26 protein-coding genes and 1 tRNA gene are annotated in these 26,539 nt (G+C 63.6%); 13 read left to right on the top strand and 14 right to left on the bottom strand.

The features are described from left to right. Positions 1–269: 269 nt before the first annotated feature. Together NK8_RS12070 and lpxC are read left to right on the top strand one after the other, a co-directional pair. Positions 270–773: a peroxiredoxin gene (locus tag NK8_RS12070; protein WP_213226482.1), complete on the top strand. Its 504-nt coding sequence runs from the start codon at positions 270–272 to the stop codon at positions 771–773. Positions 774–1,036: 263 nt separating this feature from the next. Continuing rightward, a complete protein-coding gene (gene lpxC / locus NK8_RS12065) occupies positions 1,037–1,954 on the top strand; it encodes a UDP-3-O-acyl-N-acetylglucosamine deacetylase (RefSeq protein ID WP_061177717.1) in 918 nt (305 codons plus the stop codon). A gap of 51 nt (positions 1,955–2,005) precedes the next feature. Here the strand turns inward: lpxC and NK8_RS12060 are convergent, their stop codons facing one another. Then, complete coding sequence (locus NK8_RS12060) at positions 2,006–2,491, bottom strand: DUF721 domain-containing protein (RefSeq protein ID WP_213226481.1); 486 nt, start codon at positions 2,489–2,491, stop codon at positions 2,006–2,008. 288 nt (positions 2,492–2,779) lie between these two features. Here NK8_RS12060 and secA point away from each other — a divergent pair, with 288 nt between their 5' ends. The 4 genes from secA to NK8_RS12040 all read left to right on the top strand — a co-directional run bounded on the left by secA (position 2,780) and on the right by NK8_RS12040 (position 8,322). Beyond that, on the top strand, positions 2,780–5,593 hold the full coding sequence (gene secA, locus NK8_RS12055; RefSeq protein WP_213228638.1) for a preprotein translocase subunit SecA: 2,814 nt from the start codon (positions 2,780–2,782) through the stop codon (positions 5,591–5,593). 158 nt (positions 5,594–5,751) lie between these two features. After that, a complete protein-coding gene (gene argJ / locus NK8_RS12050; RefSeq protein ID WP_213226480.1) occupies positions 5,752–6,993 on the top strand; it encodes a bifunctional glutamate N-acetyltransferase/amino-acid acetyltransferase ArgJ in 1,242 nt (413 codons plus the stop codon). Positions 6,994–7,018: 25 nt separating this feature from the next. Next, the gene (locus tag NK8_RS12045; RefSeq protein ID WP_061177720.1) at positions 7,019–7,882 is read left to right on the top strand and encodes an ATP-binding protein; all 864 of its coding nucleotides are present in this window, start codon (positions 7,019–7,021) and stop codon (positions 7,880–7,882) included. Continuing rightward, entirely contained in the window at positions 7,879–8,322 is a 444-nt protein-coding gene (locus NK8_RS12040) for an NUDIX domain-containing protein (protein WP_162066359.1), read from the top strand. Before NK8_RS12045 ends, NK8_RS12040 begins: the two co-directional genes overlap by 4 nt. Before the next feature lie 23 nt (positions 8,323–8,345). On the opposite strand, the gene NK8_RS12035 is transcribed toward NK8_RS12040, so the two are convergent. From NK8_RS12035 to NK8_RS11995, 9 genes are all read right to left on the bottom strand, one after another. Continuing rightward, positions 8,346–8,537 carry a DNA gyrase inhibitor YacG gene (locus NK8_RS12035; RefSeq protein WP_061177722.1) on the bottom strand — a complete coding sequence of 64 codons (192 nt, stop codon included), beginning with the start codon at positions 8,535–8,537 and terminating at the stop codon, positions 8,346–8,348. Positions 8,538–8,607: 70 nt separating this feature from the next. Further along, complete coding sequence (gene zapD / locus NK8_RS12030) at positions 8,608–9,363, bottom strand: cell division protein ZapD (protein ID WP_061164498.1); 756 nt, start codon at positions 9,361–9,363, stop codon at positions 8,608–8,610. 170 nt (positions 9,364–9,533) lie between these two features. Next, positions 9,534–10,139, bottom strand: coding sequence for a dephospho-CoA kinase (coaE, locus tag NK8_RS12025; protein ID WP_213226479.1), 606 nt, complete (start codon positions 10,137–10,139; stop codon positions 9,534–9,536). Positions 10,140–10,156: 17 nt separating this feature from the next. Next, a complete protein-coding gene (locus NK8_RS12020) occupies positions 10,157–11,077 on the bottom strand; it encodes an A24 family peptidase (protein ID WP_213226478.1) in 921 nt (306 codons plus the stop codon). Between the two features lie 31 nt (positions 11,078–11,108). Continuing rightward, positions 11,109–12,308 (bottom strand): type II secretion system F family protein, encoded by a 1,200-nt coding sequence (locus NK8_RS12015; protein ID WP_213226477.1) that lies wholly within the window; start codon positions 12,306–12,308, stop codon positions 11,109–11,111. Further along, entirely contained in the window at positions 12,305–13,522 is a 1,218-nt protein-coding gene (locus tag NK8_RS12010; RefSeq protein ID WP_213226476.1) for a GspE/PulE family protein, read from the bottom strand. Before NK8_RS12010 ends, NK8_RS12015 begins: the two co-directional genes overlap by 4 nt. 74 nt (positions 13,523–13,596) lie before the next feature. Beyond that, positions 13,597–14,883 carry an HlyC/CorC family transporter gene (locus tag NK8_RS12005; RefSeq protein ID WP_213226475.1) on the bottom strand — a complete coding sequence of 429 codons (1,287 nt, stop codon included), beginning with the start codon at positions 14,881–14,883 and terminating at the stop codon, positions 13,597–13,599. A gap of 145 nt (positions 14,884–15,028) precedes the next feature. Continuing rightward, a tRNA-Pro gene (locus NK8_RS12000) sits at positions 15,029–15,105 on the bottom strand. Positions 15,106–15,146: 41 nt separating this feature from the next. Then, entirely contained in the window at positions 15,147–16,139 is a 993-nt protein-coding gene (locus tag NK8_RS11995) for a polyprenyl synthetase family protein (RefSeq protein WP_162066353.1), read from the bottom strand. A gap of 268 nt (positions 16,140–16,407) precedes the next feature. Between NK8_RS11995 and rplU the strand changes: the two genes are divergently transcribed. From rplU to proB, 4 genes are all read left to right on the top strand, one after another. Continuing rightward, entirely contained in the window at positions 16,408–16,719 is a 312-nt protein-coding gene (gene rplU, locus NK8_RS11990) for a 50S ribosomal protein L21 (RefSeq protein WP_035511298.1), read from the top strand. Positions 16,720–16,763: 44 nt separating this feature from the next. Then, positions 16,764–17,024: a 50S ribosomal protein L27 gene (gene rpmA / locus NK8_RS11985; protein WP_008342952.1), complete on the top strand. Its 261-nt coding sequence runs from the start codon at positions 16,764–16,766 to the stop codon at positions 17,022–17,024. A gap of 165 nt (positions 17,025–17,189) precedes the next feature. After that, positions 17,190–18,275, top strand: coding sequence for an Obg family GTPase CgtA (gene cgtA, locus NK8_RS11980; protein ID WP_213226474.1), 1,086 nt, complete (start codon positions 17,190–17,192; stop codon positions 18,273–18,275). Between the two features lie 26 nt (positions 18,276–18,301). Then, complete coding sequence (gene proB, locus NK8_RS11975; RefSeq protein ID WP_213226473.1) at positions 18,302–19,420, top strand: glutamate 5-kinase; 1,119 nt, start codon at positions 18,302–18,304, stop codon at positions 19,418–19,420. 53 nt (positions 19,421–19,473) lie between these two features. Here the strand turns inward: proB and NK8_RS11970 are convergent, their stop codons facing one another. Further along, the gene (locus NK8_RS11970; protein WP_213228636.1) at positions 19,474–20,037 is read right to left on the bottom strand and encodes a CNP1-like family protein; all 564 of its coding nucleotides are present in this window, start codon (positions 20,035–20,037) and stop codon (positions 19,474–19,476) included. 144 nt (positions 20,038–20,181) lie between these two features. Then, positions 20,182–20,832, bottom strand: a complete 651-nt coding sequence (locus NK8_RS11965) for an RNA pyrophosphohydrolase (RefSeq protein WP_061177729.1) — start codon at positions 20,830–20,832, stop codon at positions 20,182–20,184. 260 nt (positions 20,833–21,092) lie between these two features. On the opposite strand from NK8_RS11965, the gene NK8_RS11960 reads away from it, so the two are divergent. Together NK8_RS11960 and NK8_RS11955 are read left to right on the top strand one after the other, a co-directional pair. Continuing rightward, on the top strand, positions 21,093–22,829 hold the full coding sequence (locus NK8_RS11960; RefSeq protein WP_213226472.1) for a proline--tRNA ligase: 1,737 nt from the start codon (positions 21,093–21,095) through the stop codon (positions 22,827–22,829). Continuing rightward, positions 22,829–23,428, top strand: coding sequence for a MarC family protein (locus tag NK8_RS11955; protein WP_061177731.1), 600 nt, complete (start codon positions 22,829–22,831; stop codon positions 23,426–23,428). Before NK8_RS11960 ends, NK8_RS11955 begins: the two co-directional genes overlap by 1 nt. A gap of 43 nt (positions 23,429–23,471) precedes the next feature. On the opposite strand, the gene NK8_RS11950 is transcribed toward NK8_RS11955, so the two are convergent. Together NK8_RS11950 and ffh are read right to left on the bottom strand one after the other, a co-directional pair. Continuing rightward, positions 23,472–24,023: a hypoxanthine-guanine phosphoribosyltransferase gene (locus tag NK8_RS11950; protein ID WP_053568795.1), complete on the bottom strand. Its 552-nt coding sequence runs from the start codon at positions 24,021–24,023 to the stop codon at positions 23,472–23,474. A gap of 123 nt (positions 24,024–24,146) precedes the next feature. Then, positions 24,147–25,514, bottom strand: coding sequence for a signal recognition particle protein (gene ffh, locus NK8_RS11945; RefSeq protein WP_213226471.1), 1,368 nt, complete (start codon positions 25,512–25,514; stop codon positions 24,147–24,149). Between the two features lie 110 nt (positions 25,515–25,624). Here ffh and ccsA point away from each other — a divergent pair, with 110 nt between their 5' ends. Beyond that, entirely contained in the window at positions 25,625–26,539 is a 915-nt protein-coding gene (gene ccsA / locus NK8_RS11940; RefSeq protein ID WP_213226470.1) for an inner membrane protein YpjD, read from the top strand.

Genomic DNA, 26,539 nt, shown 5'->3' with positions numbered 1-26,539 from the left:
GAAGCGCAGTTTATTTGCTGCTTGCAGCACACCGCGTGCACGCGCTGAACGTTTTGCGCGGATGATGAAGGTTTCGCGTGGGGCGACTGTCCAAGGCCGCGTCCTGATTCGAAATGGACGCCGGGCCGTGGCCAGCCGACCTCCACGAATCTGCTCCTGACGTCGAGGGAGGCAGAGTGAAGCCGACATGACCGCAAAAGACGTCGGCGCGGTTGCGGGATGATGCAATCGCGAGGATGTCGCGAGCACTGATCAGGGAAGGACCGAGCATGATCAAAGTAGGTGAAGCGTTGCCCGATACGCGCCTTTTCGAGTTCATCGACGAGGCGACCGAGGGCTGTGCCGTGGGACCGAATGCGTTCCAGGTGCGCGAGCGGTGCGCCGGCAAGCGCGTGGTGATCTTCGGATTGCCGGGTGCGTTTACGCCGACGTGCTCCGCCAGACACGTGCCCGGCTACATCGATGCGGCGGCGGACCTGTCCGCTGCGGGCATCGACGAAGTCTGGTGCGTTTCCGTCAACGACGCGTTCGTGATGAGCGCGTGGGGACGCGATCTTCAAGCCTCGGGCAAGGTGAAGATGATCGCGGACGGCAGTGCGCGTTTCACTCAGACACTCGGACTGGATCAGGATTTGTCCGAGCGTGGCATGGGAATCCGTTCCCAACGCTACGCGATGGTGGTCGACGACGGCGTGGTCAAGACGCTGTCCGTCGAAGCGCCCGGCAAGTTCGAAGTCAGCGACGCTCAAAGCATCCTGGCGACGTTGCGCTGAATGCAGCGGCGTTGCGTTGCCCGCGCGCAACGCTTCAGACGCCCTCGCAATCAGCCGTAACTTGGGGCCGATGACCGGAAATGCCTCCATTCCGGGCATCGGCCCGTTCTGCTTCTCAGTTGGGCCGCCGCGACGTAACACAGGGAAACGTTTGATACCTCATGGATCAGGACGGCGTGCAACGAATGGAGTATAATTCGACCTATTAGAATTTAATGCACGATTGATTCTCTTTATAGGGATCGTAAATCGGAAAGAACATCATGTTGAAGCAGCGAACAATCAAGACCGTCGTCAAAACCGTGGGGATCGGGCTCCATTCCGGCAGCAAGGTCAACCTGACCCTGCGCCCCGCACCGATTGGCACGGGCATCGTATTTTCGCGCATCGACTTGCCGGAGCCGGTCGATATCCCGGCGTCGGCAATGGCGATCGGCGACACCCGGCTCGCGTCCGTGTTGCAGAAGGACGGCGCGCGGGTCTCGACCATCGAGCACTTGATGTCGGCATGCGCCGGCCTCGGCATCGACAACCTGTATGTCGACGTGACCGCCGAGGAAATCCCGATCATGGACGGCAGCGCGGCATCGTTCGTGTTTCTGATTCAATCAGCGGGTATCGAGGAGCAGAACGCGCCGAAGCAGTTCATCAAGGTGACGAAGCCCGTCGAAGTGCGAGACGGTGACAAGTTCGCGCGTCTCGAACCGTATTTCGGCTTCAAGCTGAGCTTTACCATCGATTTCCGCCATCCGGCCGTTGACAAGACGGGACAGGCGCTGGAAGTGGATTTCGCGACCACGTCCTATGTGCGTGAAATCGCTCGCGCCCGCACGTTCGGTTTCGCGCATGAAGTCGAGATGATGCGCGAACTGGGCCTTGCGCGCGGCGGCAGCATGGACAACGCGATCGTGCTGGACGAATACCGCATCCTGAACAACGACGGCCTGCGCTACGACGACGAGTTCGTGAAGCACAAGATGCTCGACGCGATCGGCGATCTTTACGTGGTCGGCCATCCGTTGCTGGCGTCGTACAAGGCGTACAAGGGCGGCCACGCGATGAACAACATGTTGCTGCGCGAGTTGCTCGCGACCGAAGACGCCTACGAGATCGTCACGTTCGAGGACACGCAGAAGGCGCCGCGCGGTTTTGGTTTTGACACGCAGACGGCATTCGCCTGATGTAACTCGGCGATTCGGCAGTCAGAGAATGAGCGGCAGCGAAAGCGCCGCTCATTTTTTTTGCGCGCGTCCCTGGTGGCGCGACGCCATGCGCGCGAGCGCTTCCTGGAGCGGAGAAGGCTCCAGCGTTTCCGCGAGTTCCCGTAATGCCGACGCACCCGCCGGCGACACGCGCGCCTGCTTCGGCGGCGCGGCTTCCTTCATCGGCTGCGGACGCACGCGGATTTTCAGCGCATCGACCGCCCAGCCGCGCTGCTGAAGGTCCGAGAGCAGACGCGGCTCCAGATGCCGCAGCCGTGCGGCGAGCGCGCTGTGCGCGGCAAAGAGCGCGAGCACGCCATCCTTGATGAACCCGGGCTCCACGTTCGACGCCAGATAATCCGGCAAAAGCGCGCCGAGATCGCGCTGCAGCGCCGCCACTTGCTCGACGCCCGCCCGCAGCGCGCGGAACGCATCGGTGCGATCGAGCACGTCGGCGACGGCTTGCGGCCGGCGCGGATCGAAACGCGACCTTGAATTTGTAGAAAAGCGGCTCATTTTTATCCAGGCGCAGGCCCGATGGGACGGTTCGATTGTACGCGAGGCGAGCCATTGTTCACGGTCGCGAGCCTTTTAGGGCGTTGCTTGCAGGCAAGCTTTCAACCCGTTGACTGTCGCGCCGCACCGACGCGCGGGCGGGCACGCTGACACAAGGTCTGCCAGACTCGCGTGCTAAAATTCCCGATTCGAATTTCACCTTATGGACTTAAGTCGCCGAGGTTCCCCGAGGCCGGACGCAGCTCGATGCTGCCGCCCGTCCGAAGCCGCGACGCAGACACTGATCCGATGACGACCGGTTTCCTTCAGAAGATTTTTGGCAGCCGCAATCAGCGGCTGGTCAAGCAATATCAAAAGACCGTTGCGGCGATCAATGCCCTCGAGCCGACCGTCGAGAAGTACTCGGACGACCAGCTGCGCGCCAAGACCGATGAGTTCCGCCAGCGTGTCGCGGGCGGCGAATCGCTCGACGTGATCCTGCCCGAAGCGTTCGCAGTCTGTCGCGAGGCGAGCAAGCGCGTCCTGAAGATGCGCCACTTCGACGTCCAGCTGATTGGCGGCATGGTCCTGCACTACGGCAAGATCGCTGAAATGCGTACCGGCGAGGGCAAGACGCTCGTCGCGACGCTCGCGGCGTATCTGAACGCGTTGTCGGGCCGCGGCGTGCACGTCGTGACGGTGAACGATTACCTCGCCCAGCGCGACGCCGAATGGATGGCGCGCCTCTACAACTTCCTCGGGCTCTCATGCGGCGTGAATCTGTCGCAGATGGAGCACTCGCAGAAGCAGGAAGCATACGGCGCGGACATCACCTACGGCACGAACAACGAATTCGGCTTCGACTACCTGCGCGACAACATGGTCTACGAGACCAACGCGCGCGTGCAGCGGCCGCTCAATTTCGCGATCGTCGACGAAGTGGACTCGATCCTCATCGACGAAGCGCGCACGCCGCTCATCATCTCCGGTCAGGCGGAAGATCACACCGATCTCTACGTACGCATGAACGCGCTGCCGCCGCTGCTCGAACAGCAGATCGGCGAGGAAAAGGCGGATGGCACCGGCGTCGAGAAACCCGGCGACTACACGCTCGACGAAAAAGCGCGTCAGGTGTTCCTGACGGAATCGGGCCACGAGAAGGCCGAGCGCCTGCTCGCCGAGTGGGGCCTGATCGGCGAGGGCGAAAGCCTCTACGCGCCGCAGAACATCACGCTGATGCACCACATCTATGCCGCGTTGCGCGCGCATACGCTCTTCATGCGCGACCAGCATTACGTGGTGCAGAACGGCGAAGTCGTGATCGTCGATGAATTCACGGGCCGCATGATGACCGGCCGCCGCTGGTCGGACGGTCTGCATCAGGCCGTCGAAGCGAAGGAACACGTCCAGATTCAGGCCGAGAACCAGACGCTCGCGTCCATCACGCTGCAGAACTACTTCCGCATGTACGCGAAGCTGTCCGGCATGACCGGCACGGCGGACACGGAAGCGTACGAGTTCCAGGAAATCTACGGCCTCGAAACGGTCGTGATTCCGACCAACCGTCCGCCGAAGCGCGTCGACAAGCAGGACCAGATCTACAAGTCGTCGAAGGAGCGTTACGACGCGGTGATTCGCGACATCCGCGATTGCGTCGAACGTGGTCAGCCGACGCTCGTCGGCACGACATCGATCGAAGCGTCCGAACTGCTGTCCGGCCTGCTCGCGCAGACGGGCGTGAAGCACGAAGTGCTCAACGCGAAGCAGCACGCGCGCGAAGCGGCGATCGTCGCTGAAGCGGGCCGCCCGGGCGCTGTCACCATCGCGACGAACATGGCCGGTCGCGGCACGGACATCGTGCTCGGCGGCAACGTCGAGAAGCAGGCTTCGTTCATCGAAGCGGATCTGTCGATTCCCGAGAACGAAAAAGCCGCGCGCGTCCAGAAGCTGCACGACGAATGGCAGGCGCTGCACGATCACGTGAAGGCCGCCGGCGGTCTGCATATCATCGGCACCGAGCGTCACGAGTCGCGCCGTATCGACAACCAGTTGCGCGGCCGCGCGGGCCGTCAGGGCGATCCGGGCTCGTCGCGCTTCTATCTGTCGCTGGATGATCCGCTCCTGCGCATTTTCGCGGGCGACCGCGTGCGCGCGATCATGGATCGTCTGAAGATGCCGGAAGGCGAGCCGATCGAAGCGGGCATGGTCACGCGCTCGATCGAAGGCGCGCAGCGCAAGGTCGAAGCGCGCAATTTCGATATCCGCAAGCAGCTGCTCGAATACGACGACGTCTCCAACGATCAGCGCAAGGTGATCTACCAGCAGCGCAACGAACTGCTCGAAGCGAACGACGTGCAGGAAACCATCGCCGCGATGCGCCAGAGCGTGATCGGCGACGTGGTTCGTACGTTCGTGCCGGCGGGCAGTATCGAAGAGCAATGGGAAGCGCCCGAATTGGAAGAAGTGCTGCGCAACGACTGGTCGCTCGACCTCGCCGTGCAGGAGATGATCAACGAGTCGAACTCGATCGACGCCGAAGAAATCTGCGAAGCCGTGCTCTCCGCCGCCGACGAAGCGTACGAAGCGAAGGTCACGCTCGTGGGCCGCGAATCGTTCAGCGCGTTCGAACGCTCGATCATGCTGCAGACGCTCGACAGCCGCTGGCGCGAGCATCTCGCCGCGCTCGATCATCTGCGTCAGGGCATCCATCTGCGCGGTTATGCGCAGAAGAACCCGAAGCAGGAATACAAGCGCGAGGCGTTCGAACTCTTCGCGGCGATGCTCGACGCCGTGAAGCAGGAAGTCACGCGCGTCGTGATGAACGTGCAGATCCAGTCGCCGGAACAGCTCGAAGAAGCCGCCGAGCAGTACGAAGAGAAGGGCAGCCATCTCGAGAACGTGTCGTTCACGCACGCGGACTTCAACGCGCCGGCCGCCGAGCCGACGCCCGCCTCGACGGCGGCGAGCGCGACGGCGCAGATGGTCAGCCAGGCGATGGCCGCAGGCGACGACATCAGCGTCGTGACCCGCCCCTCGGACGACGTTCCGAAGGTCGGCCGCAACGATCCGTGCCCGTGCGGCAGCGGCAAGAAGTACAAGAACTGTCACGGCAAGCTGGCTTAATCGGCTGTCGACCAGATCCAAGCGACGCAGCGATGCGTCGTTTGTCTTTGCAGGTCCCTTATTCACGGCGCCGGCCTCGAATAGCCGGGCGGGCGTCAGTCTTCCAAAGCGTGCCGGTCCGACAAGCCGGCACTCGCCACCTTCAGCGAGACGCGAACATGGCCGTCAACTTTCCCTCGATCGATCCCGCAGCGCTTCATCCCGTCGCCGGCGTCACGCTAGGCTGGGCCGAGGCGAATATCCGCAAGCCCAATCGCAAGGATGTGCTCGTCATTCGCGTCGATGAAGGCGCGAGCGTCGCGGGCGTGTTCACGCAGAATCGCTTTTGCGCCGCGCCCGTCACGGTGTGTCGCGAGCATCTCGCGGCTGTCAGCAAGGGCGGCAAGGGCATTCGCGCGCTCGTCGTGAACACCGGCAATGCGAACGCCGGCACCGGCGAGCCGGGCATGGCGCACGCGCGCGCGACGTGCGCGGAGCTCGCGCGCCTCGAAGGTCTCGATGCGCAGCAGATCCTGCCGTTTTCGACCGGTGTGATTCTGGAGCCGCTGCCGATCGATCGCCTGAAGGCCGGTCTGCCCGCCGCGCTCGCGAACCAGCAGGCCGCGCACTGGTTCGATGCCGCGCAAGCCATCATGACCACCGACACGCTGCCGAAGGCGGCGTCGCGTCAGGTGACCATCGACGGACACGTCGTCACGCTGTCGGGCATCAGCAAGGGCGCGGGCATGATCAAGCCGAACATGGCGACGATGCTCGGCTTCCTCGCCTTCGATGCAACCGTCGCGCAGCCGGTGCTGGATCAGCTCGTGAAGCATGTGGCGGATCGCTCGTTCAACTGCATCACCATCGACGGCGATACGTCGACCAACGATTCGTTCATCCTGATCGCCTCGGGCAAGTCGAGCCTGCCCGCGATCACGTCGACGGATTCGCCTGCGTACGCCGCGCTGCGCGATGCCGTGACGGAAGTCGCGCAGGCGCTCGCGCAACTCATCGTGCGCGATGGCGAAGGCGCGACCAAGTTTATGACGATCACGGTGGAAGGCGGCAAGGACGCAGCGGAATGCCGTCAGATCGCGTACGCGATCGGCCATTCGCCGCTCGTCAAGACGGCGTTCTACGCATCCGATCCGAATCTCGGTCGCATTCTCGCGGCGATCGGCTATGCAGGCGTGACGGATCTCGACGTCGGCAATATCGATCTTTATCTCGATGACGTGCTCGTCGCGAAAGCGGGCGGACGCAATCCCGAGTACAAGGAAGAAGACGGTCAGCGCGTGATGAAGAAGAGCGAGATCGCGATTCGCGTGCTGCTCGGACGCGGCAACGCGCAAGCGACGATCTGGACGTGCGACCTCTCGCATGATTACGTGAGCATCAACGCCGACTACCGTTCCTGAACCAGCGGCGCGCATCGATACCCATATGGACAAGCTCGAACAATTTCTCACGCGCGCCGAGGCGGTCCTCGCGCGCATCGAAGGCATGTTGCCGCCCGCGGCGCCGGATATCGACTGGGCATCCGCAGTGGCGTTTCGCTGGCGCAAGCGTCAGGGGCGCGGATTCCTGCAGCCGGTGCCGGCCATCTCGCAGATCACGCTCGATGATCTGCAGAACATCGATCGCCAGAAGGGTTTGATCGAGCAGAACACGCAACAGTTCGTGAAGAAGCTGCCGGCGAACAACGTACTGTTGACGGGCGCGCGCGGGACGGGCAAGTCGTCGCTGATCAAGGCGTGCCTGAATGCTCACGCGAAGGACGGCCTGCGTCTCATCGAAGTCGACAAGGACGATCTGCACGATCTCGGCGATATCGTCGACCTGATTTCGGCGCGGCCCGAGCGTTTCATCGTGTTCTGCGACGATCTTTCGTTCGAGGAAGGCGAGTCGGGCTACAAGGCGCTGAAGGTGGCGCTCGATGGTTCGGTCGCGGCGCAATCGGACAATGTGCTGATCTACGCGACGTCGAACCGTCGTCATCTGTTGCCCGAATACATGAGCGACAACGAGACGTACAAGCACACGTCCGATGGCGAGATTCATCCGGGCGAAGTGGTCGAAGAGAAGATCTCGCTGTCCGAGCGTTTTGGCCTTTGGGTCAGCTTCTATCCGTTCAAGCAGGACGACTATCTGTCGATCGTCGGTCACTGGCTGAAGCATTTCGGCTGCGATGAAGCGGAAGTCGAAAGCGCGCGCGGCGATGCGCTCGTCTGGGCGCTGGAGCGCGGCTCGCGTTCGGGTCGCGTCGCATGGCAATTCGCGCGCGACTGGTCGGGACGCAAGCAATGAGCGAGTCGAACACCAGCTCGCAGACCGACATCGCGCCCGACGGACGCAAGGTGACCGAAGTTGCCGTCGGCGTGATGGTGCAGCGCGACGGCCGCTATCTGCTCGCGCAGCGCCCCGAGGGCAAACCGTATGAAGGTTACTGGGAGTTTCCTGGCGGCAAGCTCGAGGCGGGCGAGAGCATCGAGGCGGCGCTGGGACGCGAACTGCACGAAGAACTGGGCATCGACGTCACCGCGTGCCAGCTCTGGCGCACGCTGGAGCACGACTATCCGCATGCGTACGTGCGTCTGTTTTTCTGCAAGGTGACGGACTGGCAGGGCACGCCGCGCGGGCGTGAAGGTCAGGCCATCGCGTGGCAGTCGCTTCCGGTCGACGTCGCGCCGCTGCTGCCCGCAGCCATTCCGATTCTCGAATGGCTCGAAGAGGAAGAACGCGAATAAAGCCGGCGACGGCTCAGTTCAGATCAGTTCAGGCCGCCGCGCGTATCGTCGTCTGGCGGCGTTTCCTGCGAATTGCCCGCGATCTTGTACTTCTCGGTCGCCCACGCGCCGAGGTCGATCTGCTTACAACGCTCCGAGCAGAACGGGCGAAAGCGGTTTTCCGGAACCCAGCGAACATCTTTGTCGCAGGTCGGGCATTTGACGACAGTGCTCATAACGGTAAGGCGTGAAAAATCGTGCAGGCTTTGATCGACATCGGAACGATATGGGGCCTGTCGATTCGTTTCAAAGGCTGCAAAGCGTCAGATGAAAGGGCACATCGACATCGACGGCGCGCGGCTTCAGATCGCCATCCTGCACCGTGAAGCGCACCCACAGCATGTACTTGTTCGCGCTCGCTTCCGGAATCACGCGTGTGTCGGGCGAAACGCGCACCTGCATCAGCTGATACGTGCGGCCTGATAGCATCTGCTGATAGCTGCCCTGCATCGCCATGACTTTCGACGCCTGACCGGATTCGCGCGCGAGCCGTAACACGATGGCCGCCGCGTCGCGCAGCGCGAGCATCGGCATGACCCACTTCGCGATATCCTGACGCCGCTCTTCGACCGGCAACTGCTGCCAGGCATAGTACGACGGCAGATCGAACTTGCACGTTCCGCCGGGGATGATCGTGCGGCTGCGGATGCTCGCGAGCCACTCGTTGTCGGCGAGATGCTGGCCGGTCTTGCCGTGCATGTCGGTGAGCCCGGTGAGCGTCTGCTCGATTTCGCCGAGCACGGCTTCGAGCGCTTCCTGCTCGATGCCCGGATTGCCGCGGAACGGCGCCAGCGTCTGCCGCTGCCGCTCCAGTTCCTTCATGAGGTCGGCCTTGAGATCCGTGCGGCCAGCGACTTCGGCGATCTCGAAGAGTGTCGTGAGCGCGACGTGATGTTCCCGCGCGTCTTCCTGAGTCAGAAAGAACGTGAAGCGCTCGAACAGGTCTTCGAGGCGCAGCAGCGTCCGGATTCGCTCGTTGAAGGGATACTCGTAAAGGATCAAGCGCGCTCGCCTCGGCGTGGGTCGGTTGCTTCCTTGAGCGGAAGTGAGCACATTCTAATGCCGCATCCTCACCCTAGCAAATCGGGGCATATTCGCGCGCCAAGCTGCCGGTTTCGCCGCAAATCCGGGAACTTTTCGTCAATTTGGCAAACGCAGGCGATTGCGTTGCGTCAGACGGATGCGAGCGACAAATAACGCGCATGCAGTGCATCGACCTGTTGTGCGAGTGAATCGAGCGTGGCGGTTTCATCGTTGACGACGATATCGTCCGCTGCCGCGACGCGCGCTTCGCGAGACGCCTGCTTCGCGATGATCGCAAGCACCTGTTCACGCGTGAAGCCGTTGCGCCGCATGACGCGCGCGATCTGCGTCTCGACGGGACAATCCACAACCAGCACGCGCGACACGCGGCTCGCCCATTCGCCGGACTCCACGAGCAGCGGCACGACGACGATGTGATACGCGCCCGACGCCCCGTGCCGCTGGCGCTCCGTTTCGGCGCGAATCAGCGGATGCACGATGCCTTCGAGACGTGCTTTCGCGGTGTCGTCGGCGAAAACCAGTGCGCGCATTTTCGCGCGATCGAGCGAGCCGTCGGCGGCAACGAAATCGTCACCGAATTCGCTCGCGATGAGCGGCATCGCGACGCCGCCCGGCGCTGTAATCCGATGCGCGATCAGGTCCGTGTCGATAAGCGGCACGCCACGCTGCGCGAACAGATCGGCGACCGTGCTCTTGCCGCTGCCGATGCCGCCGGTAAGACCAATGCTGAACATCCGTTGCGCTCCTTCGTTCATCCGAACAATGCGTAAAGCGGCGTGCCGGCGAAGAGCGTGATTGCGCCGCCCGCCGCAAGAAATGGCCCGAACGGCAACGGCTCTTCGAAACGCATGTGCTTGCGCCACGTCGCGATGATGCCAACCAGCGCACCCGCAACGGCCGCGATGAGCACCACTTGCGCGAGCGCCCCCCAGCCGAGCCACGCGCCGATTGCGGCGAGCAGCTTGAAGTCGCCGTAGCCCATGCCTTCCACGCCACGCACGAGCTTGAAGAGCCAGTACACGCACCACAGGAAAAGATAGCCCGCGATCGCGCCGGTGACGGCATCGTGCAGCGTCGCGAATCCGCCTTCGCCAAAATTGACGATGAGTCCCGCCCACAGCAGCGGCAGCGTCAGCACATCGGGAAGATAGCGCGTGTCGTAGTCGATGAGGCCTGCCGCCAGCAAGGTCGCGCACAGTCCGAACGCGGCGAGCGCGGGCCAGGCGGGACCGAAGGTATAGAGGCAGAGCGCCGCGAGCGCGCCGGTCGCGAGTTCGATCAACGGATAGCGCGCACTGACGCGCGTCCCGCACGCCGAGCAGCGCCCGCGCAGCGCGAGATAACTCACGACGGGAATGTTCTCCCACGCACGCAGCACATGCTTGCAATGCGGACACGCGCTGCGCGGCACTGCAAGGTTGAAGCGGGTGGGATAGGAATCGGCGGCAGGTTTGGGGGAATTGGACGCATCGGGCATGGCCGCATCGACTTCGGCTCGCCACGCGCGTTCGAGCATGACCGGCAGACGATGCACGACGACGCTCAGGAAGCTGCCGATCACGAGACCGAACACGACGACGAAGCCGTACTGCACGGCGACGGGAAGCACGGCGAACACGGCCGCATAGCGGCTCGCGAAGTGCGCGGTGGACGGATCGAACGAAGGCTGCATGATGGACAAACGGTTGCTTTGGCCCGCGATGCTACACCACGTTGCCGAGCTGAATGATAGGAAGATACATCGCGATGACGAGGCCGCCCACCAGCGCGCCGAGCACGGTGATGACGATCGGCTCGCACAGGCTCGCGAACGCGCCGAGACGCTCGTCCACTTGCCGGTCCGCGAGGGTGGCGAGATCGAGCAGCATGGCGTCGAGCGAGCCCGATTCTTCCGCGACCGCGATGGGCTGCACCACGTCCTGCGGAAAGCAACCGCTGGCGCGCATCGCGGCCGCGAGGCGCTCGCCGTTGCGCAGACGCGCGGCGATATCGACGGTCGCGCGGTCGAACACACGGTTGCCGGTGGCGTGCGCGAGCGAATCGAATGCGTCCGACAGCGGCGTGCCGGCGGCGAGCAGCGTGCCGAGCGCGCGGCTCCAGCGGGCGACGGCCAGCGCGTGCAGCAGCCTGCCCGCGAGCGGCAGACGCAGCACCAGGCGGTCGGCCGATTCGCGCGCAGCGGGCGAGCGCCTGAGCCAACGCGACACGACGATCGCCGCACAGGCGCATGCCACGACAAACGGCACGCCGACATTCGCGACGCCGTCCGAGAGCGCGAGCACGAAACGCGTGGGCGCGGGCAGCGCGGCGCCGAAACCGTCGAAGATCGTCTTGAACGTCGGCACGACACCGATCAGCAAGCCCGCCGTGATCGCGAGGGACAGCAGCAGCACCATGACAGGATAGGTGAGAGCGGCGCGCAGCCGGGCCCGTTGCGACGCGGCGCGTTCGCGATCGTCGGCGAGGCGGGCTAGAACGGACGCCAACGCGCCCGCCACTTCACCGACCGCGACCAACTGGCAATACAACGCGCCGAATGCCGTGGGATGCTGAGCGAGCGCCGCGGAGAACGGCACGCCGCGCGTGATGTCGCGTGCAAGGGCGCGCACGATGCGCGGCAATCCGCCGCCGGTCGCGCTGCCGGCCAGCAATTCGAGCGCGCCCGCGAGCGGCAGGCCCGCGCGCAGCAGGCCGGCAAGCTGGCGCGTGAAGAGCGTGACTTCGCCGGCCTTGGCCTTGGGCGGCGGCGCGACGCCGAGCGCTTCGAGCCAGGTGACGATGACGCCTTCGCGCCGCAGCGTCGCACGCGCCGAAACCGCATCGGTTGCGATGATCTTTCCGTGCTTTTGCCGGCCTTCGGCATCCAGGCCGCGCCACGCGAAGCGCATCTCCATTGACATCATTCGATCTCCGTCGCTTCGGCCGCCTCGGCGACGCTCGTCACGCCCTCGCGCACGCGCGCGAAGGCCGCGGCGCGCAGCGCGGGCATGCCTTGCGTCTGTGCGGCGCGCGCGATGGCATGCGTCGCCGACCGCGAGACGATCAACTCGCGTATCTCGTCCGAGACCGGCATCACCTGATGCACGCCGACGCGCCCGCGATAGCCGATGCCGTGGCACGCCGGACAGCCGCGCGCCTCGAACGGATGAAATCCGTCCGCGAGCGGCAGCGCCGATGGCGCGCGGCAGTGCTCGCACAGCTTGCGCACGAGCCGTTGCGCGGTGACAAGCCTGAGCGCCGACGCGAGGTTATAAGGCGCGACGCCGATATCGATGAGCCGCGCGATCGCGGCGGGCGCGTCATTCGTGTGCAAGGTCGAGAGCACGAGGTGTCCGGTCTGCGCGGCCTTAACCGCGACGTCCGCGGTTTGCGCGTCGCGAATCTCGCCGACCATGATGACGTCGGGGTCCTGACGCATGAACGCGCGCAGCGCCACGGCGAACGTCAGCCCGGCCTTCTCGCGCACGCTGACCTGATTGATGCCCGCAAGCTGAATCTCGACCGGATCTTCGACGGAGCACACGTTGCGCGCTTCGGCGTTGAGCATCTGCAGGAAGCAGTAGAGCGACAGGGTTTTGCCGCTGCCGGTCGGGCCCGTCACGAGCACGAGACCGTGCGGCGCGCGAATCGACGATTCGACCGTGCGGCTTTGCGCGTCGTCGAGGCCCAGCGCGGCGAGCGACAGATCGGGCGGCAGCGCGTCCAGCCGCCGCAGCACGAGCTTTTCGCCGAAGAGCGTCGGCAGCGAATTCACGCGATAGTCGCCGACGCGCCCGCCCGGCAGATTCAGACGCAGGCGGCCGTCCTGAGGCACGCGCCGCTCGGCGATATCCATGCGGGCCAGCACCTTGATCCGCGTGACGAACGCGTCGCGCAAGTGCGGCGGTGGGCGCCTGAGCACATGCAATGCGCCGTCGACGCGCAGGCGGATGCGCCAGTCGTGCTCGGAAGGTTCGACGTGAATGTCGGAGGCGCCGCGCTCGGCGGCTTCGCGCAGGGTGTCGGCGAGGAGCGAAACGGCGGGCGTGTCGTGATCGGATGCGCTGTCGAGCGCGGGATCGACGGAGCGGGCCGGGCGCGCGAAAGTGTCGAAAGCGTCGCGTGAGGGAGAAATCATGGGCGTCGTGCGGTCGGAGTCGAGATGACCCGATCATCTCGTTCGCAACCACCGACGCCCAGTCGTCCGAATGGCTAACGCAGTGCGCGCTTCGGCCCGAGCGGGCGGAAAATCTTCACGGTGCGGATCGCCTGATCGTCGCTGCGCATGACTTCGAAGGTGACGTCGGCGATGCGGATCGACACGTCGCCGTCCGGGATGTCTTCGAGCGTTTCGAGAATCAGGCCGTTGAGCGTTTTCGGGCCGTCCGTCGGCAGCGTCAGGTTGAGCCAGCGATTCAGCTCGCGCAGCGGCATGCTGCCCGCCACGATGCACTCGCCGTTCTCGTTCCAGCCGCCGCGCGAGCCGGCGCCGCGCGGAATCGTCGTCGTGAACTCGCCGATCAGTTCCTCGATGATGTCCTCGGGCGTGACGAGCCCCTGCAACTCGCCGTACTCATCGACCACGATCGCGATGCGATGGCCGCTTTCCTGAAAGTACTGTAGTTGCTGGAAAACGGGCGTGCCGGTAGGCACGAAGTACGGCTCGGTGAGCAGTTCGCGCAGCGTCTCGCGTTCGAGCTCCTGGTTATGCAGCGCCGACAGCGTCTTGCGCACGTGCAGGATGCCCATCACGCGATCGATATCGCCCTGAAAGACGACGAGCTTGTTGTGATAACAGGTCTCTAGCTGATGCAGGATCTGCTCGAACGGCGCCTCGAAGTCGAGCGCTTCGATGCGCCGGCGGGGAATCATCACGTCATCGACGGTGATGTTTTCCAGATCGAACAGATTGAGCAGGATGCTGCGGTGTTTGGTCGGCATGAAGCTGCCGGTCTCGAGCACGATCGTGCGCAGTTCTTCCGGCGAAATGCGCTGGTCGCGCTTGTTTTTCGTGTTGATGTGCAGCGCGGCGAGGATCGCGTTGGCGAACAGATTGACGAACCAAATCAGCGGCCGCGCGATACGCATGAGCGGTGAGAGCACCAGACTCGCGGGCAGCGCCACTTTTTCGGGATAAGTCGCACCGACGATCTTCGGCGCGATCTCCGCGAACACGATGATCAGAAACGCGATCACGCCCGTCGTGACCGACAGGACGAGGTTGTTGTGGCCGAAGGTGCGCAGCGCGATCGACGTGGTCAGCACCGGGATGATCGTGTTGATCAGGTTGTTGCCGATCAGGATCACGGAGAGAAGCTGGTCGGTTTTTGCGAGCAGTCCTTGCGTCGTGCGGGCGCGCAGCGATCCCTGGCTCGCCAGATATTTCAGCCGATGGCGATTGAGCGCCATCATCGATGTTTCGGAGATCGAGAAGAAGCCGGAAAGGATGAGAAGCAGAAAAATGGCGCAAATTTGCGCCCATAAGGGAAGGTTGTCCACGCGGTGATCGAGTAGGGGCGGAGATGGGAGGCAATATAGCAGACGGGCAGGCACGCCCGCCTTCGGCCTGTTGGCCAGCGTACGCGGTTTCGTGCGCTGGAAATAAAAAAACCCGCATGGCGGACCATGCGGGTTTCTGCAATTCTGGTCGGGGTGAGAGGATTCGAACCTCCGGCCTCTACGTCCCGAACGTAGCGCTCTACCAGGCTAAGCTACACCCCGAATTTGACCAAACTTGGACTCTTACGCCGCTTTAGTCTCGTTCAAGACTGCCGTGACGTCGAGTAAGAACATAATTCTAGCAGGCTCTCTTTGTAGATGGAAGGGGGAAATGCAGAAATCGCATTCGCCGCCGCCTGCGCTTCCTTGCGCGCGCATTCCAGCGTGTGGTCGAGCGCGCCGGACGTGGTGATCGCGTGGAAGATCGTGTCGAAGCGATCCGTGCCGCCCTGCTCGATGGCCTCGCGTGCGAGCGCCGCCTGCTCCGGCGTGCCGTGCTCCATCAGAAAGATGAGCGGCAGAGTGGGTTTGCCTTCGCGCAGGTCGTCGCCGGCGTTCTTGCCCATCGATTCGGGCGTGCCGGTGTAGTCGAGCCAGTCGTCCATGATCTGGAACGCCGTGCCGATGCGCCGGCCGAACTCCGCCGCCGCCGCTTCGGTGCGCGCGTCCGCGCCCGACAGCACCGCGCCCAGTTGCGCGGCCGCTTCGAACAGCTTCGCCGTCTTGTAGCGGATCACCTGCATGTAGCGCGTTTCGTCCACATCAGGGTCGTGCATGTTGAGCAGCTGCAGCACTTCGCCTTCGGAAATGACGTTGGTCGCGACCGACAGGATTTCCATCACGCGCATCTTGCCGACGCTCACCATCATCTCGAACGAGCGCGAGTAGAGGAAGTCGCCGACCAGCACGCTCGCCGCGTTGCCGAACAGCGCGTTCGCGGTCTTGCGGCCGCGCCGCAGGTCGGATTCGTCGACGACGTCGTCATGCAGTAGCGTCGCCGTGTGGATGAACTCCACAACGGCGGCCAGTTCATGGCGATATCCGGTCGTGTCGCCCAGCGCGCCGGAGACCAGCAGCAGCAGCGCCGGACGCAGCCGCTTGCCGCCCGCGCCGATGATGTACTCCGAAATCTGGTTGATCAGCATCACTTCTGATGCCAGGCGCTGCCGGATGACACGATTGACGTGCTGCATGTCCTCGGCGATCGGGGCGAGCAGCGCGGCGGCGTTGGGAGGGGAAGTGGCGGTGGACGACATGTTCGGCAGGAAAGGTAATCCGGCGGATTATAAGGCGAATCCGACAGACGACGGGGTTTCGGCTGTGTCGATGCGCGCGATGTGCGCGAAATTCGGACAGGATTCGCTGCGATTTTCGTTGTGTTCGCCGAGGTTCGGCTGCGGACCGCGCGCTTGCACCGTGCGCGAAGCAAACGTCGACGCACTTTGACGTCGAGCGTAACCCTATGTATAATCGCGTGTTTTCCCCGCGTGGTGCGTGGAAAAAGAATTCTGAGTGAGGTTCTCAATGTACGCGGTCATAAAAACCGGCGGCAAGCAGTATAAGGTTGCCGTTGGCGAAAAATTGAAAGTAGAACAGATACCGGCAGACATTGACGCTGAAATCACGCTCGACCAGGTTCTCGCAGTAGGCGAAGGCGAATCGATTAAGTTCGGTACGCCGCTGGTGGGTGGGGCTTCCGTCAAGGCTACCGTCGTGTCGCAAGGTCGTCACAAGAAAGTGACCATCTTCAAGATGCGCCGCCGGAAGCACTACCAAAAGCACGCTGGCCATCGCCAGAACTACACCGAACTGCGCATCGACGCGATCAACGCCTAAGGCGCGATCGTTTCCGCACAGATATCGGTTAAGGAGCTAATCAAATGGCACACAAAAAAGCAGGCGGGTCTTCCCGCAACGGCCGCGACTCCGAGTCGAAACGCCTCGGCGTTAAGGTGTACGGCGGCCAGGCAATCAACGCAGGCGGCATCATCGTTCGCCAGCGCGGCACGCGTATGCATCCGGGTGAGAATGTCGGCATCGGCAAGGATCACACGCTGTTTGCGCTCGCCGACGGCCACGTCAAGTTCGTGACCAAGGGCGCTGCGAAGAAGCACACGGTCGTCGTCGTCCCGGCAGCGTAAATTTTACGCACGGGCTTCAGGACCGAAAAAAGGCCCCGCGAAGTTCGCGGGGCCTTTTTCGTTGGTGCGCGGGGAACGCGCATCGGCGGGAATTCGAGAATATCGGTGACCGGGCAACGCCGGGTCACGGCAAAATAGCTGCAAATACACGGGACGGAGCAACGCATGAAGTTCATTGACGAAGCGAAGATTGAAGTCATCGCCGGCGACGGAGGAGATGGCAGCGCGTCGATGCGCCGCGAAAAGTTCGTCCCGTTCGGCGGCCCCGACGGCGGCGACGGTGGACGCGGCGGCAGCGTCTACGCGGTCGGCGATCGCAATATCAACACGCTGATCGACTATCGGTTCTCCAAGAAGCATCAGGCGCGCAACGGCGAAAACGGCCGCGGCGCGGACTGCTACGGCAAGGGCGGCGACGACATCACGCTGCGCATGCCGGTCGGCACCATCATTTCGGATCAGGAAACGGGCGAGATCATCGCCGATCTGACCGAACACAATCAGCAGGTGCTGATCGCGCAGGGCGGCGCGGGCGGCCTCGGCAACCTGCATTTCAAGTCGAGCACGAACCGCGCGCCGCGTCAGAAGACCGACGGCAAGCCGGGCGAGCGCCGCATGCTCAGGCTCGAACTGAAAGTGCTTGCCGATGTTGGTCTGCTCGGCATGCCGAACGCGGGCAAATCCACGTTCATCTCGTCGGTGTCGAACGCGCGGCCGAAGATCGCGGATTATCCGTTCACGACACTCGCACCGAATCTCGGCGTGGTGCGCGTCGGGCCGAGCAAGAGCTTCGTGATCGCGGACATTCCCGGCCTGATCGAAGGCGCGGCGGAAGGCGCGGGGCTCGGGCATCGCTTCCTGCGTCACTTGCAGCGCACCGGCGTGCTGCTGCATCTGGTCGACATGGCGCCGTTCGATGAAAACGTCGATCCGGTCGCCGAAGCGAAAGCGATCGTCAACGAACTGCGCAAGTACGACGAGTCGCTCTACGACAAGCCGCGCTGGCTCGTGCTGAACAAGCTCGACATGGTGCCGGAGAACGAGCGCGAAACGCGTATCGCCGATTTCGTCGAGCGCTTCGAGTGGGATGGTCCGGTCTACGAGATTTCCGCGTTGACGGGCCAGGGCTGCGAGGCGCTCACGTACGCGATCTACGACTACATCTCGCAGCATTCCGACGCATCGCGTGCGGCGGAGGCGGAAGATCTCGCCGCCGACGTGCGCTTCCGCGACGACGCAGCGAAGGAATAAACGCAACCACGAGGAGAAAGCGCACGATGCGTTCGGTCATCGCCGCTGCGAAGCGAATCGTAGTGAAAGTAGGGTCCAGCCTCGTCACCAACGACGGGCGCGGGCTCGACCATGCGGCAATCTCTCGCTGGGCGGCGCAGATCGCGGCGCTGCGCGAGCAAGGCAAGGAAGTCGTGCTCGTGAGTTCGGGCGCGATCGCGGAAGGCATCCACCGGCTCGGCTGGACCAAGCGGCCGCGCGAAATCGACGAGTTGCAGGCGGCGGCGGCCGTCGGCCAGATGGGCCTCGCGCAGGTCTACGAAAGCAGCTTCGGCGCGCACGGCATCCGCACCGCGCAGATTCTGCTCACGCACGCGGATCTCGCCGATCGCGAGCGCTATCTGAACGCGCGCTCGACGCTGCTCACGCTGTTGCGCCTGGGCGCGGTGCCGATCATCAACGAGAACGACACCGTCATCACCGACGAAATCAAGTTCGGCGACAACGACACGCTCGGCGCGCTCGTCGCCAATCTGATCGAAGGCGATGCGCTCGTCATCCTCACCGATCAGCGCGGTCTCTTCACCGCCGATCCGCGCAAGGATCCGAACGCGACGCTCGTCGAACAGGCCGACGCCGGCACGCCCGAACTCGAGCAGATGGCAGGCGGCGCGGGCTCGAGCCTCGGACGCGGCGGCATGCTGACCAAGATTCTCGCGGCGAAGCGCGCGGCGCACAGCGGCGCGAACACGGTGATCGCGAGCGGCCGCGAAGCCGACGTGCTCACGCGTCTCGCGTCCGGCGAAATGATCGGCACGCAGCTCATCGCGCGCACGGCGCGGATGGCGGCGCGCAAGCAGTGGATGGCGGATCACCTGCAGGTGCGCGGGCACGTCGTGATCGACGATGGCGCGGTGCGCAAGCTCACGGCTGACGGCAAGAGCCTGTTGCCGATCGGCGTCATCGACGTGAAGGGCGCGTTCGCGCGCGGCGAGGTCATCGCGTGCGTCGACGCTCAAGGGCAGGAGGTTGCGCGCGGCATCACGAACTACAGCAGTTCCGAAGCGCGCCTGATTCATCGGCGGCCCAGCGGCGAGATCGAAACCGTGCTCGGCTATATGCTGGAGCCCGAACTGATTCATCGCGACAATCTCGTGCTCGTCTGATACGAAAAAGCCCGCTGATCCAGCGGGCTTTTGTACTTTGCCGTGCCGTGAAATCAGCGCAGATTGATCGAGCTTTGCGTGCGCTTGTACTGGATGTTGTTGACGATCTGCTTCGCCGTGCCGACAGGCAGCTTGCTCGCGCAGAAGTAATCCTGATAGAGCGCCGCCTGGTACGCGTTCAACTCGCCGTTCTCGATGCGCTTGAAGTCGAACGCGGAACCCTGATCCCAGCCGTTCTGATCGTCGTTGATGCTCGCGTAGCGGCGCCATTCGTAGGTGTCGCAACGAATCCCTTCATAGTTGACGTTGCGCGCGCCCGCCGGACTCGTCACGACGACCACATAGCGCACCACGCCGTCGTTGCCGACCGTGAGCGATGTCTTGTCGACGGCGAAAGTGAGCGGCGTGTTCTGCGAAACATTGAACGCCAGCAGATTCGATGTTTGCGGCAAGGGCGGCAGCGTCTCGATCTTCTCCTCGGTCCAGTTCGGCTTGCGGTCGAGCAGATAGGTGAACACGCCGTCGTCCTGGGTGGACGGAGTTTTATTGCTGGAGCAGCCGGCGAGCACGGCAAGCGCTGCCGCGGATGCCGCGATGACCGCGAGTGAGGCATTCACTTTCAATTGGATCTTCCCGGAAACATGCGCGCGGGGCTTGACGCGCCCGCCCGGCGGAACAAAGCGAAATGGCACGGCGAGTGAATCGCCGTGCCATCGATCGAAGTCATGCTGAGTGTCGACGTGTGCGAGGAACCGCGATGATCAGTCGCACGATGAGCGGTGCGCGATCACATGCACTTCCTCGCTGACCGTGCATTCTGCCTGAACCGCCGCGCCGGAGGCAGTAACGGCAGGTGCTTCGATCGTCATCGTCTGGACGACGCGTGGATAGCGCAGTCCATGATGCGCGGCTCGCTCGCCGCGCTCGGCGCGGGAGTTGGTTCGCCGCAGGAACCGGGACAGCTCGGTGAGAGCCATTTGATAAACGTCGCGCTTGAACTCGATGACCGCATCAAGCGGCACCCAATACTCGTTCCAGCGCCAGGCATCGAACTCCGGATGGTCCGTCGCACGCAGGCAGATGTCGCAATCGCGTCCCACCATGCGCAGCAGAAACCAGATTTGTTTCTGACCGCGATAATGTCCGCGCACCTCGCGCTTGATGAACTTGTCCGGCACCTCATAACGCAGCCAGTCGCGCGTGCGACCGACAACTTTCACATGCTCCGGAAGCAGACCGGTTTCTTCGTGTAACTCCCGATACATCGCTTGCACAGGGGTCTCACCGTATTTGATGCCCCCTTGCGGAAACTGCCAGGAATGTTCACGCAGCCGCTTGCCCCAAAACACTTCGTTGCGCGCGTTCAAGAGGATGATGCCGACGTTCGGGCGAAAGCCTTCACGATCCAGCATACAGCCACCTTCAAATCCTTTAAAATTGCTTTGATTATAAACAGTTAACGGACCCCGCGCATCGGTTCGAACCCGCGGCACGAAGCCGAATGCGGGGCACGTTTGCCGAGCAGGGTGCAGGACGCTTTGCCAGACCATGCGGAAGGCGGCAAAATCTTCTTCCCTGCGAAAGCCGTAGACCGTTTCCGTCGTTCACCTTCGATACGCCTGCTCCGGCGCCACAACGGCTCCGAAGCGCGCGCCGCTTTTGGAAAATTTGAATGAAAGCATCCCGTTTCTTCATCGGCACCCTGAAAGAAGCTCCCGCCGACGCCGAGATCGTCAGCCACAAGCTGATGATGCGCGCCGGCATGATCCGCCGCGTCGCGGGCGGCATCTACGATTACATGCCGATCGGCCTGCGCTCGGTGCGCAAGGTCGAAGCCATCGTGCGCGAAGAGATGAACCGCGCGGGCGCGCTCGAACTGCTGATGCCCGCCGTGCAGCCCGCCGAACTGTGGCAGGAGTCGGGCCGCTGGGAGCAATACGGTCCGGAACTGCTGCGCTTCAAGGATCGCCACGAGCGCGACTTCGTGATGGGCCCGACGCACGAGGAAGTCGTCACCGACATCGCGCGCCGCGACATCAAGAGCTATCGCCAGTTGCCGGTGAACTTCTATCAGATTCAAACGAAGTTCCGCGACGAGATCCGTCCGCGCTTCGGCGTAATGCGCGGCCGCGAGTTCATCATGAAGGACGCCTATTCCTTCGATAAGGACCTCGACGGTCTCGCCGAGTCGTATCGCAAGATGTACGACGCCTATGTGCGCATCTTCACGCGCATCGGCCTGGAATTCCGCGCGGTCGCCGCGGACAACGGCTCGATCGGCGGCAGCGGCTCGCACGAGTTCCACGTAATCGCGGATACGGGCGAGGACGACATCGCGTATTGCCCGGACTCAGACTTCGCCGCGAACGTCGAAGCGGCGGACGCGCTGCCGCTCATCGCGCAACGCGCCGCGCCCACGGAAGAACTGAAGAAGACGCCGACGCCGGGCGCCGCGAAATGCGAGGCGGTCGCGCAGCTTCTGAACATTCCGCTTGAAAAGACCATCAAGTCGATCATTCTCGCAACCGACAACGAAGGCGCCGAGCCCACCATCTGGCTGCTGATGCTGCGCGGCGATCACTCGCTCAACGACATCAAGACCGGCAAGCTGCCGGGCCTCGCGGGTTATCGCTTCGCGACGGAAGCCGAGATCATCGAATGGTTCGGCACGCCGCCGGGCTATCTCGGCCCGATCGGCACGAAGAAGCCGGTGCGCGTGATCGCGGACCGTACAGTCGCGAACATGAGCGATTTCGTCGTCGGCACGAACGAGGTCGATTACCACACGACCGGAGTGAACTGGGGCCGCGATCTGCCCGAGCCGGAAGTCGCGGATATCCGCAATGTCGTCGCGGGCGATCCGTCGCCGGACGGCCGTGGCACGCTCGAAATCTGCCGTGGCATCGAAGTGGGCCACGTGTTCCAGCTCGGCACGAAGTACTCCGATTCGATGGGCGCGACCTTCCTCGACGAGAACGGCAAGCCCGCGCGGATGCAGATGGGCTGCTACGGCATCGGCGTGACGCGTGTGCTGGGCGCGGCGATCGAACAGAACTTCGACGATCGCGGCATCATTTGGCCGGAAGCCATCGCGCCGTTCGAAGTCGTGATCTGCCCGATGGGCTACGACCGCAGCGACGCCGTGCGCGAGCAGGCGGACAAGCTGTACGCGACGCTGCAGGAAGCGGGCATCGACGTGATCCTCGATGATCGCGGTGAGCGTCCGGGCGTGATGTTCGCGGACTGGGAACTGATCGGCGTGCCGCATCGCATCGTGATCGGCGATCGCGGGCTGAAGGAAGGCAAGCTGGAATATCAGGGCCGGCGCGACACCGAAGCCACGCTGCTGCCGGTCGATGAAGCCGCCGGCGCGGTGACAGCGAAGGTGCGAGCGGCGCTCGGGAAGTAATGCAGTACGACTTCCTGTCGGCGACGATCCTGCTGCTGCTGATCACCGATCCGCTCGGCAACATTCCGATCTTCATCAACGCGCTGCGCGGCGTTGCGAAAGAGCGGCGCCGCGTCGTGATCCTGCGCGAAGTGGCGATCGCGTTCGGCATCCTGCTGCTGTTCATGCTGGCGGGCGACCGCTTCCTGCGCGCGATGAATCTGACGGATTTGTCGTTGCGCATCGGCGGCGGGATCGTGCTGTTTCTGATCGCGCTGCGGATGATCTTCCCGCATCCCGACGGCGCGATGGGCGGCGATGCGCGTGGCGGCGAGCCGCTGATCGTGCCGCTCGCGATTCCGGCGCTCGCCGGGCCGTCCGCGCTGGCGACGGTGATGCTGCTGACTTCGCAGGCGCCGGGCAAGATGCTCGAATGGGTCGGCGCGCTGTCGGTGACGATGATCGTCTGCGCGATCGTGCTGATTCTCGCGGAAAAGATTCAGCACTGGCTCGGCGAGCGCGCGGTCACGGCGTTCGAACGGTTGATGGGGCTCGTGCTGGTCGCGATTTCCGTCGAGATGATACTGACGGGGATACGCACTTTCGTGCATCAGTTGTGAAAAAAGCGGCCTCGGCCGCTTTTTTCATGTCGCCAGGAAACGCTCACGCGCCTTCGGTCAGCGCGCGAATCGTCGGCAAATTACGCCAGTAACCCTTCGCGTCCATCCCGCAGCCGAACACGTACCGGTCCGGCACCTCGAATCCACAGAAATCCGGACGCAGCGGCTTCGCCTTCGGGATGATCTTCTCGCACAGCACCGCCGAGAGAAACGTCTTCGCGCCCATCGCCATGATGCGGTCGCGGATCGCGGCCATCGTCTCGCCTTCGTCGAGGATGTCGTCGAGCACGAGCACCACGCGGTCCTTCACCGATTCCGCCGGCGCCACGCGCCACTGCATCTCGCTGCCGCCCTTGATGGCGTTGCGATAGCGCGTCAGGTGGATGTAATCGAACTCGAGCGGGAAGTCGAGATGCGGCAGCAGCATGCCGGTGAATACGGCCGCGCCCCCCATGACCGAGAGCACGAGCGGGAAGTCGTCTTGCGTCGCCGCCTTGATGGACGAGGCCATCTTGCCGATCGATGCATTGACTTCGTCAGCCGTCACGATTTCTTCGGAGTGGCTGAAAATATGGAGAGCTTCTTCGCGATTCATAGGGAAAGCGGGGGAGAGGCTGACTTCTTAGTGTGGAAAAAAACGGCGGCGTGCGCCATATGATAAACCCGCGCTTGCTTCGCGTCGGGCGACGCGCGCAAACGCGGGTTCGAGGTGCCGTGATCAGCGCATGCCGGGCAGCATGCCCTTCATGCCGCGCATCATCTTCTGCAGGTTGCCGCCCTTCAGCTTCTTCATCATGCCGCGCATCTGCTCGTACTGATTGAGCATGCGGTTCACTTCCTGAACGTGCACGCCCGCGCCTGCCGCGATACGGCGTTTGCGCGCGGCCTTGATGAGCTCGGGCTTCGCGCGTTCCTGAATGGTCATCGAATTGATGATGCCTTCCATGCGGCGCATCTGCTTTTCCGCGTTGTTCATGTCCGCGCCTTGCGCGGCTTGCTGGAACTGCGCGGGCAGTTTGTCCATGAGCGACGAGAGGCCGCCCATCTTCTTCATCTGCGAGAGTTGCGCCTTGAAGTCGTTCAGGTCGAAGTCGCCGCCTTTCTTGACCTTGTCGGCGAGCTTCTGCGCGGCTTGGCTGTCGACGCCGCGCTGCGCTTCCTCGACGAGCGCAAGAATGTCGCCCATGCCGAGAATCCGGTTCGCCATGCGATCCGGATGGAAGACTTCGAGGCCGTCGAGCTTTTCCGCGACGCCGACGAACTTGATCGGCTTGCCGGTGACGTGGCGCACGGAGAGCGCCGCGCCGCCGCGCGAGTCGCCGTCGAGCTTGGTGAGCACGACGCCGGTGAGCGGCAACGCGTCGTTGAACGCCTTCGCGGTGTTGACGGCGTCCTGACCGAGCATGGCGTCGACGACGAACAGCGTTTCAGCAGGCTTGAGCAGCGCGTGCAGCTCGCTGATCTCGTTCATCATCGCTTCGTCGATGCCGAGGCGACCGGCCGTATCGACGATCACGACATCGTGATAATGCCGCTTCGCCCAGTCGATCGCCGCGCGCGCGATGTCCGAAGGTTTCTGGTTCGGCTCCGACGGGAAAAAGTCCGCGCCGACCTGCTCGGTCACCGTCTGCAACTGGCGGATAGCGGCGGGGCGGTACACGTCGACGGAAACGGTGAGCACCTTCTTCTTGCTCTTTTCGCGCAGGAGCTTGGCGAGCTTGCCCGTCGTGGTCGTTTTACCCGCGCCCTGCAAGCCGGCCATCAGAATGACGGCGGGCGGCGTGACGGCGAGATTCAGTTCGGCGGCCTTGCCTTCGTAATCGCCGCCGATCACGGCCGTCAGTTCCTTCTGGACGACGCCGACGAGCGCCTGGCCCGGCGAGAGGCTCGACACGACTTCTTCGCCGAGCGCCTTCTCCTTCACCTTCGCGATGAACTCGCGCACGACCGGTAGCGCCACGTCCGCTTCGAGCAGCGCAAGCCGCACCTCGCGCAGCATTTCCTGCGTGTTGGCCTCGGTGAGCCGGGCCTCGCCGCGCAGCGTCTTGACGACGCGCGCCATCCGTTGAGTGAGGTTATCGAGCATGGGGGAGCGGTAGGGAATGCGGCCCTTTTTCAGCGCAGAACGACTCGACGCCCCGCGTTGCCGCAAGGGGGAAAACGTCGCGATTCAGGGGCCTAGTGTAAACTTCGAACATGGATATTGTACTGTATGCCCTCACTGCGCTTCTCTACGGCGGACTGGCCGTAGCGGGGTGGCGCGCGCATCGTCACACGGCCGTGGAGCCGGCGCTGGCCGGTGTGCCTTCGGGCATGACGCCGGTGGCGCCGAAAACGTCGCCGGGCATGGGCGCAATGGGCGCAACGGGCCGCGCTCTATTATTAATAGCGTTGCTCGTGCACGGCATCCTGCTGCACACCACGATCTTCCCCCAGAACGCGATGATCTTCGGCTTCGCGTTCGCGCTCTCCGCGATGTTCTGGCTCGGCGCGGGCATCTACTGGATCGAAAGCTTTTTCTTCCCGCTCGACGGCTTGCGTCTGCTCGTGCTGCCGCTCGCATGCATCGCGTCGCTTTTGCCGCTCGTGTTCGGCGGCGTGCGCGTATTGTCGTACTCCGCAGCGCCGATGTTCAAGCTGCATTTCCTGATCGCGAACATCGCGTACGGACTCTTCGCGATCGCCGCGCTGCACGCCGTGCTGATGCTGATGCTCGAACGCCGTCTGCAACGCATGCGCGGCATGGCGACGCGTCATGCCGGCAACAGCTGGCTCACGAGCTGGCTCGACGCGCTGCCGCCGCTCCTGACGCTCGAAAAACTGCTGTTCCGTCTGATCGCGGCCGGCTTCGTGCTGCTCACGCTCACGCTCGTGTCGGGCATCGCGTTCAACGAGCAACTGGTCGATCGCGCGCTGCGCTTCGATCACAAAACCATCTTCGCTTTCATCTCCTGGCTGATGTTCGGCGCGTTGCTCACCGCGCGCCGCATCTCCGGATGGCGCGGACGCGCCGCGTTGCGCTGGGTGCTGGCTTCGTTCGCCGCGCTGCTGCTCGCGTATGTGGGCAGCCGCTTCGTGTTCGAAGTGCTGCTGCACCGTGCGGTCGTCTGA

Origin of the sequence: Caballeronia sp. NK8, from assembly GCF_018408855.1 — a bacterium.
GTDB lineage: Bacteria > Pseudomonadota > Gammaproteobacteria > Burkholderiales > Burkholderiaceae > Caballeronia.
Note: the sequence above shows the minus strand (reverse complement) of the source record. Positions and strands in the feature narration are given on the sequence as shown.